Genomic DNA, 12,062 nt, shown 5'->3' with positions numbered 1-12,062 from the left:
TTCGCTCGACTTGCATGTATTAGGCACGCCGCCAGCGTTCATCCTGAGCCAGGATCAAACTCTCCAATAAAGTTAGTTTGTCTAGCATCTAAAATAAAAATTGACGTTTCACGTTGTTTGTTTCGTTCAGTTTTCAAAGAACTACTTAGTCGCTCATTCGCGACTTCCTTATGTTAACATCTTCATTTTTCAATGTCAACTAAGTTTTTCAATTTCTTTTTTGTCGTTTTCTGCGTTTCCGCATCAGCGACGGTTATTAATATATCATGCAGTATATACATGGTCAATACTTTTTATAAAAAAATTTCACATCCCGTTAAAAACTTAAAAACCGCTGTAAAAATCATTATAGCGTCCATTCATTCTTCATGGCTCCCCTCCTATTCATTTCATACCTTATCCCTTTATCAATTTACGCGAGAGTGAAAATTCTAAATTTTATGTTATATTATTAGTATAGGAGCGTGGTGAGAATGAGCATTAAGTATTCAAACAAAATCAATAAAATCCGGACCTTTGCATTAAGTTTAGTATTTATCGGCCTCTTCATTGCATACTTAGGTGTCTTTTTCCGCGAAAACATTATTATTATGACAACGTTTATGATGGTTGGCTTTTTAAGTGTTATCGCTAGCACTGTCGTTTACTTTTGGATTGGTATGTTATCTACTAAGACTATCCAAATTATTTGCCCAAGCTGTGATAAGCCAACAAAAATGCTCGGCCGTGTCGATGCATGTATGCACTGCAATCAACCTTTAACACTAGATCGAGATCTAGAAGGAAAAGAATTTGATGAAAAGTATAATAAGAAGAGTTATAAATCATAAGTATCAAGGGAAATACGAATTTGCAACACTACAAACGTTTCAACTCATTAAAAAGTTGATTTATTAAAAAATCAACTTTTTAATTGTTTTATTAAATTTATTACACCTATTTTTTCGAAATAACAGTAAACATCCCTGTCATATTAGGCGAATAATCTTTAAAATCATATTTTTCGTAGAATGATGTTTTACCTTGCGACGCAAACAAACCAATGAATGCTTTATCTGGAGCATTCTGATTTAAGTATTCTACTAAAGTATTCATTATTTTCTTTCCAATACCATTCTTTTGATACTCTGGATGAACCACTATATCTTGAATATAGAAATAGATAGCCCCATCACCAACAATTCTCCCCATGCCGATGATTTGATTATTATCCTTGACTGTTATACAGTAAATCGAATTTTGAAGTGATATTTCCGCCACCTCAAAGTTCATATAGTTAGTCCATCCCACAGAATCACATAAATATTTATATTCTTCCAATGTTGGAATATTATTTTTAATCTCATATTTCTTCAAAATGTCCCCTCCCAGAATTCATTTCCACCAATACAAAGTAAATTCGACAAACTTTTATCTAACCCTCCTTACTAACTTAGCACTGTAAATCCCGATTAACCTCACGCTAATCCTTATATAATAAAGAAAGAGGCTGACGTATAGCCGTCAGCCTCTTTCTTTATTATATATTACGCCTTATGACACTCTGGACAAACGCCATAAATTTCTAAGCGATGACTATTGATAACGAAGCCTGTCGTTTTCGCAGCTTCCTCTTCCAGCTTTTCCAAGCCTCCATAAGGAAAATCAACAATCTTACCACATTTTTCGCAAATCACATGATAATGTTGACTTGTAACATAATCAAATCTACTTGAAGCGTCTCCATAAGTTAATTCCTTTACAAGTCCAACCTCTTTAAACACACGTAAGTTATTATAGACAGTTGCAACACTCATATTTGGAAACTTACCTTCTAATGCTTTATAAATATCATCCGCTGTTGGGTGCGTCATTGATTCCACAAGGTACTCTAAAATAGCATGACGCTGTGGAGTAATGCGTACACCCGTATTTTTCAGCATTTCTAGCGCTTCTTTTAATTCTTCTTTGACCACCGTCATGCACCCCGATTCTATACGGATTATTATTTTATAATTCTTATAAAGAGTGTACTCCTTTTCTTATAAATCGTCAATATTTCTACTATAAGTATGTAGTTTATTTTTATATTCAGGACTTGTTTTTATGTATCTTTCCCTTTTTTCTTCATATATTCCATAGAAAAAAGTGCGACATAATCGCACTTGGAATACTATCATCTGAGGAGGTATGCCCTACACTTCCACTTTATGTAAGGCAGTAAAATATGTATAGACACTTGCCTTGTTTCTACATATTTTATCCCCAATGTAGATTTATTTTATATAAGAAAGAACATCCTCAATATGTCCTTTCACTTTCACTTTACGCCACTCTTTTACAAGTTCACCGTCTTTATTAATAAGGAATGTAGAACGCTCGATTCCCATATACTCTTTCCCAAAGTTCTTTTTTAACTTCCAAACATCGTATAACTCTGCTACTTTATGATCTTCATCTACTAAAAGTGTAAATGGCAATTCATGTTTCTCAATGAATTTCAAATGTCTATTCGCTGAATCAGGACTTACTCCAAGAATAACCGTATCCTTCTCTTGAAATACTCCATACGCATCACGAAAATCACATGCTTCAGTTGTACATCCTGGCGTCATATCTTTGGGATAAAAATAGAGAACTACATTTTTACCGCGGAAATCAGCTAGGCGAACTTCTTCTCCATTACTTCCCTCTAATGTGAATTCTGGTGCCATTTCTCCTACTGTAATCATAGTTATCACTCCTACTCTTTTCCTTTACTATAACAAATGCTTCCTTATTTTTCATTGTCTATTACAGACCTCATCACAAAAGCAAAAGGGAGTGTATATCCAATTAGCGCTTCTGCGATTGCAATCCATCGCCCAATTCCAATCGGAGATATGTCACCATATCCAACAGACAATAAAGTAACTGCGCTAAAATATAAACAAACTTCGACGAGTTGAAAAGAATGAGCGTTCAAACTTTCTCCGTCCTCTTTCAAAACTGCGAAACCCATTTCCTCTAATACAACGTAACTTAATCCAAATGCGATTAGTACTGTTGTATAGATTAAAAATAATGTGGCCAAATTATAGAGCGAAAAAAAACGCGTTGAATCCGAATAGGAACTCCATAATAATTGGACACTTTTCAAAATAGCGATTGCTGCAATTAATAGAATAAATCCCCATAACATGTCCTCCACCTCATTTTATATGTATGAGGTGGAGAACTGATTTATCCCTTAGAAACGAACAAGCTTCTATAATTAATTACCCGCGCCACGATACCTTTTTACCCCTTGGTTCCAGAGGGTGATTGCAATCGTAAAACAGATAATACCAACAATTGGCGTCGCAAATGCATAACTATTCCATTCTGTTTTTCTTAAAAAGTATGCTGCTGGATATACTCCAACAAACGCAAACGGTAAAACGAACGTTAAAATGAAACGAATTACACGATTATAAATATTAACAGGATAGCGCCCGTAATTACCTATGTTATACATAAGAGGCATAATTGAACTTTTCGCATCCGACCAAAAACCAAGGCTCGCCAACGTAACAAATATCCCTCCATATACAAGTGCTCCTCCTCCTACCATCAATATAAATAAGAAGAAATCATACCAGTAAAAAGATAATTGTAACTCCACAGCTGCATATCCCATTACAACAATCCCTGTAATAGCTCCAATTAAAGATTCAAGTTCCATTCTTTCTAATATAATTTGAAATAGGCTATGGATCGGTCGCGTTAATACACGATCCATCTCCCCTTTAATAATGTATCGATCATTAAAATCCCATATATTAAAGAAAGCTGAAAAGATGGCAAATGGTACTAAAAAGAAACCATAAATAAAGATTACCTCTTCTCGACTCCATCCCTTCAATGCTTGTGTATGCCCAAATACAACGAGAATAAATATTAAATTAACTGCTTGAAGCGATAAATCAGAAAGTAAACCAACGATAAAATCGCCTCGATACTCCAATTTCGTTTTTATATATTGACTTGCATATTGTAAAAATAAGTTTATATATAGCATCTCATCATCCCCCTTGTACAATTAGACGTTTTCTCGCCGTTCTCCACATGAGTACAATTGGAATAATAAGTACAATCGCCCAAATCACTTGAAATACTAAAGCCTCATACAACTTACTCCCCTGTATACCTTCAGAAAAAATCATACTTGGAATATAACTAATAGCCTGAAACGGTAAAAACATCATTGCTTTTTGGGCCCATAACGGATAAAAACTAATTGGTAATAATAGACCTGAAAATAAATCAATAACAACGCGTTTTGCATACATAATTCCACTATTATTAAATAGGAAAAACGTAAGCATTCCCGTCATTAAATTAATTTGTGTATTAATAATAAAGCTAAATATTAAAGATAAGAAGAAATATAACCAAGTTTGAAAATTCGTTGTAATTTGCAACGAAAATAATAACGTAACGATAACCATGCCTGGAATGGAAAAGAAGGCAAAACGGAATATTCCCTCGCCAAGACCTTGCATAACTTTCATTCCCAAATAGTTATACGGACGAATTAATTCTACAGCCACACGTCCTTCTTGAATCTCCATCGCAATTTCCCTATCTATATTATTAAAATAGAAGGCACGTGCCATCCACGCGATTGCGATATACGTGGTCATTTGCGAAATAGATAAACTTTCAATATTCTCTTTTCCGCTATAAATTGCTTGCCATAAAAAATAGTAAGCACCGATATTAATCGTATAAATTAAAATCCCGCTATAGTAATTTGTACGATACGCAAGCATCATTAAAAAGCGAATTCGAATCATTTCAATATACTTACCCATGCGTAATACCTTCTTCATAAATGTTACGAATAATTTCCTCTGTAGACACTTCGTTAATTTTTAAATCTTTAATTTGAAATGCTTGTACTACTTTAGAAATAAGCATTGAAATAATAACTTCTTCATTCGGAATTTTTGCAACCCATGCATTTTCCTCTTTCGCTTTCGACCAAACGACATGATTATCTGGCATAACCATTGATAAAGCCTGATAGGAAACTGGTGCAACAAACTGAAAGTGAATTTCCTTCTCTGCTCCCCACTGCGTACGAAGATTACTTAAAGAACCGTCATACATAATATTCCCTTCATCCAGCATGATAACGCGCTCACATAAAGCTTCAATATCAGTAATATCGTGTGTTGTTAATAAAATTGTTGTTTTATAACGTTCATTCATTTCTTTTAAAAATTCACGTATTTTCAATTTCACAAGTACATCTAACCCAATTGTTGGCTCATCTAAAAATAATAACGGTGGATTATGAATTAAGGCTGCCGCTAATTCACAACGCATCCTTTGACCAAGAGATAATTTTCGAACTGGTTTATCTAATAAAGGCCCTATATCTAACGTTTCAATTACGTGCTCCATATGCTCCTTATACTGAGCGTCTGATACACCGTACACTTTCTTTAATAAACGAAACGATTCTTGTACTGCAATATCCCACCAAAGTTGCGAACGCTGTCCAAAAACAACACCAATTGTTCTTACAAATTCTTCTCTTTGTTTATGTGGGTTCATTCCATTTACTGTGATTTGCCCTGATGTCGGAGTTAAAATCCCCGTAAGCATTTTAATTGTTGTTGATTTACCAGCACCGTTCTCACCGATATAACCAACCATTTCACCTTGCTTTACAGTAAAAGATACATCATTTACTGCTGGTACTATTTTATAATTACGATTTAATAAATCGCGAAATGCCCCCTTTAAGCCCGGACGACTTGAATAGGCTGTAAACTCTTTACGTAACCCTTGTACCTCAATTACCGATTTCATAATCGGACCCCCCTCCTAAATGTCACAACGAATAGTTTACCCAACTGCCTTCGCTATCACAAACAATACGTCTTTTCAAAAAACATGTTAGAATAATACATAGATTTTTGTAAGGAGATGAATTGTAGTGAAATTCACAAAGTCAGAAGCATTACATAAAGAAGCTTTAGAGCATATCGTTGGCGGTGTTAATAGTCCTTCTCGTTCTTTTAAAGCAGTTGGCGGCGGCGCTCCTGTTGCTATGGAACGTGGGAAAGGCGCTTATTTCTGGGATGTAGACGGAAATAAATATATCGATTATTTAGCAGCATACGGTCCTATTATTACTGGACATGCTCATCCGCATATAACAAAAGCAATTACAACAGCTGCTGAAAATGGGGTACTTTATGGAACACCAACAGCGCTAGAGGTAAAATTCGCAAAAATGTTAAAAGAAGCAATGCCTGCATTAGATAAAGTCCGTTTCGTAAACTCTGGTACAGAAGCAGTGATGACAACAATTCGTGTTGCTCGTGCTTATACAGGTCGCACAAAAATTATGAAATTCGCTGGTTGTTACCACGGTCATTCTGATTTAGTACTTGTGGCAGCTGGATCTGGTCCTTCTACTTTAGGAACTCCTGACTCAGCTGGCGTACCACAAAGTATTGCACAAGAAGTTATTACCGTTCCATTTAATAATGTAGAAACTTTAAAAGAGGCTTTAGATAAATGGGGTCATGAAGTAGCAGCTATCCTTGTAGAACCGATCGTTGGAAACTTCGGTATTGTAGAGCCTAAACCAGGATTCCTTGAAAAAGTGAATGAACTTGTTCACGAAGCTGGCGCACTAGTAATTTATGATGAAGTTATTACTGCTTTCCGCTTTATGTACGGTGGTGCTCAAGACTTACTTGGTGTGACACCTGACTTAACAGCGCTTGGTAAAGTTATTGGCGGCGGCTTACCAATCGGTGCTTACGGTGGTAAGAAAGAAATTATGGAACAAGTTGCTCCACTTGGACCTGCATACCAAGCTGGTACAATGGCAGGAAACCCTGCTTCTATGGCATCAGGTATCGCTTGTCTAGAAGTGCTTCAACAAGAAGGGCTTTATGAGAGATTAGATGAACTTGGTGCAATGCTTGAAAAAGGAATTTTAGAGCAAGCAGCGAAACATAATATCGATATTACATTAAACCGTCTAAAAGGTGCTTTAACTGTATACTTCACAACAAATACAATTGAAGATTACGATGCCGCACAAGATACAGACGGTGAAATGTTCGGTAAATTCTTCAAGCTTATGCTTCAAGAAGGAGTTAACTTAGCACCTTCTAAATACGAGGCATGGTTCTTAACTACAGAACATACAAAAGAAGATATTGAATATACAATCGAAGCTGTCGGCAGAGCATTTGCTGCCCTAGCAGACAATAAATAATCCCGTCATTAAAAGGAAAAAAGAAAGCTCACCTTTCTTTTTTCCTTTTTTCTATTTCATAAATTCCGTATTAATAGTATAATTATTCATAATTATCTGTTTTATATTCTTTTACAGCATTACTATCTCTGTGTACAAGGTGATTCGCACCTTAAATAGTAAGATTATTCTAACTTTTACAAGAGGGGGGATTGACGGATGCTCAATAAAAAAAATACATGGACACCGTCTTTATTTCGAGATTATAGAAATGCAGAACATGATGCGTGTGGAATCGTTTCCGTTATGGAGAAACGAAAAATTGCTACAAAAGAAAACATTGACCTTTGCATACAATCACTCGTCAAAATGAATCATAGAGCTGGTTTCATTAATGGTGAGGGCGATGGCATCGGCATTCACATTGATATACCAAAAACGCTTTGGAATGAAAAACTAAAAAGTAGCGGATATAATCCAACGATTGTGGATCATCCCCACTTTATCGTTGGACATTTTTTTCTAAATAAAAAAGAAGACATTACTGCCTTAAAAGATTATATTCGTACGCAATTAAACAACAAAAACTTTACTATCATTTTCGAAAGTGATGATGTAACAAACTCAGATGCACTCGGTCCACTTGGTAAACAAGAAGAACCTTTATTTTGGCAAGTTGCCCTTATCGCAGAAAACGAAATTACAAATATTGAGCAAACATTATTTTCTGTCACAATAAAAATAGAGGAAAACGAAGCAATTCATGTTGCTTCATTAAGTCGTAATCATGTTGTATATAAAGTTCTAGGTGCTGGTGATACGCTTGTTGCCTACTATAATGATTTACAACATCCGCTTATCGCTTCAACTATGACATTAGGACATAACCGCTACTCTACTAATACATTATCTAATTTTTTTCGTGTACAACCATTTAGCATTCTCGGACATAATGGTGAAATTAACACAATTGCGAAATTACGCGATCAAGCTGAAATGATTGATGTACCACTTACTGCAGGAGGCAGTGACTCTCAAGATTTAAACCGCACCTTAGAAACCCTACTTGTTCAATACAACTACAGCTTATTTGAAGCAATGGAAATTCTATTCCCACCAATTATTAATGAAATTAAACTTTATGAAACACCTTTACAAGATTTATATACGTATATACGTGAAGCGTGGGGACATTTTGCCCAAGGACCAGCTGGCATCATTTCCCGTTTTAAAGATGAAGCTGTTTTCAGCGTTGATTCCCTTGGATTACGCCCAGTATGGAAAGTAGAGACAGAGAGCTCTTATATTTTCTCTTCTGAACCTGGAGTTGTATCACCAACTAAATATGTAGCAGAACCAAAACCACTCGCTCCTGGAGAAAAAGTCGGATTAAAATGGAATGAACAAGATGAACTTGTTCTTTATGAATATGACAAATATCAAATCCAAGTATATAACCGTTTTAAAAAGCGAATTGATACTACCAATTACCATTTAAATTTATCTATCCCTGAAACGAAAAAAATCCAAGGGCTATGTGATTCTGTTCAAGTTGAAACGAAACAATACGTCGCTTTCGGATGGGACCGAGAACATATTCAACTCCTTGAACAGATGGCAACAAAAGGCGTTGAGCCAATACGCTCACTTGGGCATGACTCACCACTTGCCGCACTTGATACTGATAGACGAAATATCGCTGACTTCATTAAAGAAAGTGTAGCTGTTGTTACAAACCCTGCAATTGACCGTGACCGTGAAATTGAACACTTCTCTACACGTACTGTACTTGGAGAGCGTCCAAGTTTATTAAGCGGCGCAAAACGGCCATTTGTAGTTGAAATGCTTTCACCAATTATTTTAGAAGGCAGCGTGGCACAACCTATTGCAGAGGAATTACACACAATTACGTACGAACAACTCATAGAGCTATTTAAAACTCATAACTCTATCGCCACAATCTCTGCTACATTCAGCTCGTCAGAAACTCTACAATGTGCATTAAGCCGCATTAGTTCTGAAGCGATAGCTGCTGTTAACAATGGTGCTTCCCTACTAGTATTAGATGACGCAAAAGCCCATCTAAATGAAAGATTGTGGATTGATCCACATTTAGTTACTGCTAAAGTACATCAAGCATTAAGTGAAAATAAATTACGCCGCAATTGTTCTCTCGTTATACGTTCTGGTGCCCTTCGCTCCTTACATGACATTGTCACGCTATATGGATTAGGAGCAGATGGTATTAATCCATATTTATTATTCGCGACTGTAAATGACGGAACAAAAACACCAATTACGAATCTGTATAATGCACTTAATAAAGGATTAGAAAAAGTCATTTCAACAATTGGAATTCATGAGTTACGTGGTTACGGACGTCTCTATTCATCTATTGGGTTACATGAAGAAATCGCAAATATATTACAGATTACAAATTTCTTCGGTTCAAATGATTTAGCTTTTTCACTTGAATCACTTGTTGAAGATGCAAAAATGCGAGCAGATGATTATAACAATCCTAAAATTAGAATGCGAAAATCATTTCATATATTCCCGCGAATTTGGAAAGCAATCGGCGATGTTGCAAAAGGAAATTCTTATGATGATTACCGTGACAAGTTAAGTGAACTAGAAGAGAATAATCCCATCGCAATCAGACACCTTGTTCAAACGAAACAAACAAAACATGTCGTTCCAACTGAAGAAGTATCTATCGGCATTAAAAACCATGATTTTCCATTTATTATTAGTTCTATGTCATTTGGTTCTCAAAACGAAATTGCCTTTCGCGCATATGCAGAAGCGGCCGATCAGCTAAATATGATTAGCTTGAACGGTGAAGGCGGCGAAATTAAAGATATGATTGGAAAATATCCACATACACGTGGACAACAAGTGGCATCTGGGCGATTTGGAGTAAATGCCGAACTACTAAACTCATCGAACTTAATTGAAATCAAAATCGGTCAAGGCGCAAAGCCTGGGGAAGGTGGGCATTTACCTGGTTCAAAAGTAACAGCCAAAATCGCTGAAGCACGTAATGCGACAATTGGCTCAGATTTAATTTCACCTTCTAATAACCATGATATTTATTCAATTGAAGATTTAGCTCAAATGATTACAGAAATTAAAACAGCTAATCAACTTGCCAAAGTAGCCGTGAAAGTCCCTGTCGTTCCCAATATCGGAACAATTGCTGTCGGTATCGCCAAAGCTGGTGCTGATTTTATTAACATTAGCGGATTCGATGGCGGAACAGGTGCTGCACGTATTCACGCCTTGCAACATGTAGGTCTTCCTGTAGAAATTGGTGTTAAAGCCGCTCACAACGCTTTATTAGAAGCGAGCATGAGACATAAAGTAGAGATTTGGGCAGATGGTGGTATTCGAAGTGTAAATGACGCCTTGAAAATCATGCTCCTCGGATCAAACCGTATTGGATTTGGCACACTATCAATGATTGCAATCGGTTGTACTACTTGCCGTGGGTGTCATCTAGATACTTGCCATGTCGGAATTGCGACACAAATTGAGTCTGAAGCACAAGCAAAAGAACATGGGTTACGCCGCTTCGTCCCACGCGAATTAGAAAGCGCAGTTACTGGCCTGCTAAATTTATTCACCTCTTTCGGTGTAGAACTAAAACGATTAACAGGACAGCTTGGGTATACAAATTTACAAGCAATTGTTGGGCGTTCTGATTTATTAGAGCAAGTTCGAGGCGAAAATTTATTAAACTTACGTAATTTATTACAAATAATAGAACATCCATCTGTTACAACAACAGATGGCGTACCAGAAAAACAATTTAAGACAGTTCATTCCGCTGAATCAAAAGAATTAGTAGGCGTTGGTGTAGAGCAACGCGTTATGGGTGGTCTAGAATCATGTTATCGCGTTCGCAGTAAACTATATGAAGCTACTCAACTTGAACCACTTACATTAAAATATACGAATGGTTCTATTCCCGGAAATGGGTTAGGCGCTTACAATAGTGAAAATTTATTTATACACGTAAATGGCGGCGCACAAGATGGCATTGGTAAAACTTCCTTTGGTGGTGGGATTTATATAACGAAATCAAAAGGAAAAGACGGAGTATATTATAACGGTTCTGTCGGAAAAGGATTTGGATACGGTGCACAAAAAGGGGCACTATACGTGCAAGGGAACGCTGATGCTCGCGCTGGCATTCGCCTTTCTGGGGCAGACATGATAATTGGAGGTAGAATAACAAAACCACTCCGTGAAAAAGAGCAAGGAAATATAGGGGCATACTCCAATATTAAAGGTTTTGCTTTTGAATATATGACAAATGGGCGAGCGCTTGTTTTAGGTGACCCTGGTCCATGGATTTGCGCTGGCATGACTGGCGGTGTTGTTTATTTGCGTCATGATTCAAACTTAGGCCTAACAGAACAGGCCTTAAAAAGAAGAATTGCAAAAGGGGCAAATGTTACATTACAACCAATTAGTAAAAATGGTTTGAAAGATGTAACTGAATTATTGCTAGACTATATTCGTGTACTAAACGAACATGAGCAATATGAGGAAGTTGCTTTATTAACAGCATTATTAGATGATATACAGAACCAGTTTTTTGAGATTATCCCGAAAAAAGAACAGGCAGACCCATCTATCTCAACAGAGTAAAATGAGTAATTTTCATTATTAAGAAAAAATTGACGAAGTACGCTTCTCATAGTAATCTATAGTAACAATTTGAGACCTGCTGAAATTCAGCAGGTTTTTTTACTAAAAACTGATGTTTAAAAGGAATTAGGAAAAATTATAAAGTGAAACTTTAATTAGCCTACACCAATCGAGCGTTTAC

10 protein-coding genes and 1 rRNA gene are annotated in these 12,062 nt (G+C 36.4%); 3 read left to right on the top strand and 8 right to left on the bottom strand.

The features are described 5' to 3' along the window. Positions 1-70: ribosomal RNA gene (locus AU379_RS26000) — 16S ribosomal RNA — on the bottom strand; the annotation flags it as partial. A 403-nt stretch (positions 71-473) separates the two neighbouring features. Here AU379_RS26000 and AU379_RS25995 point away from each other — a divergent pair. Next, the gene (locus AU379_RS25995; protein WP_000025066.1) at positions 474-830 is read left to right on the top strand and encodes a YgzB family protein; all 357 of its coding nucleotides are present in this window, start codon (positions 474-476) and stop codon (positions 828-830) included. A 106-nt stretch (positions 831-936) separates the two neighbouring features. Here AU379_RS25995 and AU379_RS25990 read toward each other — a convergent pair whose 3' ends face one another. The 7 genes from AU379_RS25990 to AU379_RS25960 form a co-directional block, all read right to left on the bottom strand. Continuing rightward, positions 937-1,356: a GNAT family N-acetyltransferase gene (locus tag AU379_RS25990; RefSeq protein WP_000759738.1), complete on the bottom strand. Its 420-nt coding sequence runs from the start codon at positions 1,354-1,356 to the stop codon at positions 937-939. A 170-nt stretch (positions 1,357-1,526) separates the two neighbouring features. Beyond that, positions 1,527-1,955, bottom strand: a complete 429-nt coding sequence (gene perR, locus AU379_RS25985; protein ID WP_000237829.1) for a peroxide-responsive transcriptional repressor PerR — start codon at positions 1,953-1,955, stop codon at positions 1,527-1,529. A gap of 300 nt (positions 1,956-2,255) precedes the next feature. Further along, a complete protein-coding gene (gene bcp / locus AU379_RS25980) occupies positions 2,256-2,711 on the bottom strand; it encodes a thioredoxin-dependent thiol peroxidase (protein WP_000633710.1) in 456 nt (151 codons plus the stop codon). 44 nt (positions 2,712-2,755) lie between these two features. Next, positions 2,756-3,160, bottom strand: coding sequence for a potassium channel family protein (locus AU379_RS25975; protein WP_000964343.1), 405 nt, complete (start codon positions 3,158-3,160; stop codon positions 2,756-2,758). A gap of 72 nt (positions 3,161-3,232) precedes the next feature. Continuing rightward, positions 3,233-4,018 carry an ABC-2 family transporter protein gene (locus AU379_RS25970; RefSeq protein ID WP_000965772.1) on the bottom strand — a complete coding sequence of 262 codons (786 nt, stop codon included), beginning with the start codon at positions 4,016-4,018 and terminating at the stop codon, positions 3,233-3,235. A gap of 4 nt (positions 4,019-4,022) precedes the next feature. Next, complete coding sequence (locus AU379_RS25965; protein ID WP_000521519.1) at positions 4,023-4,814, bottom strand: ABC-2 family transporter protein; 792 nt, start codon at positions 4,812-4,814, stop codon at positions 4,023-4,025. Then, positions 4,807-5,820 (bottom strand): ATP-binding cassette domain-containing protein, encoded by a 1,014-nt coding sequence (locus AU379_RS25960; RefSeq protein WP_000843658.1) that lies wholly within the window; start codon positions 5,818-5,820, stop codon positions 4,807-4,809. Before AU379_RS25960 ends, AU379_RS25965 begins: the two co-directional genes overlap by 8 nt. A 127-nt stretch (positions 5,821-5,947) precedes the next feature. Between AU379_RS25960 and hemL the strand changes: the two genes are divergently transcribed. Together hemL and AU379_RS25950 are read left to right on the top strand one after the other, a co-directional pair. Next, entirely contained in the window at positions 5,948-7,246 is a 1,299-nt protein-coding gene (hemL, locus tag AU379_RS25955) for a glutamate-1-semialdehyde-2,1-aminomutase (RefSeq protein ID WP_061140037.1), read from the top strand. 198 nt (positions 7,247-7,444) lie between these two features. Further along, entirely contained in the window at positions 7,445-11,881 is a 4,437-nt protein-coding gene (locus tag AU379_RS25950; RefSeq protein WP_061140036.1) for a glutamate synthase-related protein, read from the top strand. Positions 11,882-12,062: the final 181 nt, after the last annotated feature.

Source organism: Bacillus sp. JH7 (assembly GCF_001563515.1).
GTDB classification, from domain to species: Bacteria; Bacillota; Bacilli; order Bacillales; family Bacillaceae_G; genus Bacillus_A; species Bacillus_A cereus.
Note: the sequence above shows the minus strand (reverse complement) of the source record. Positions and strands in the feature narration are given on the sequence as shown.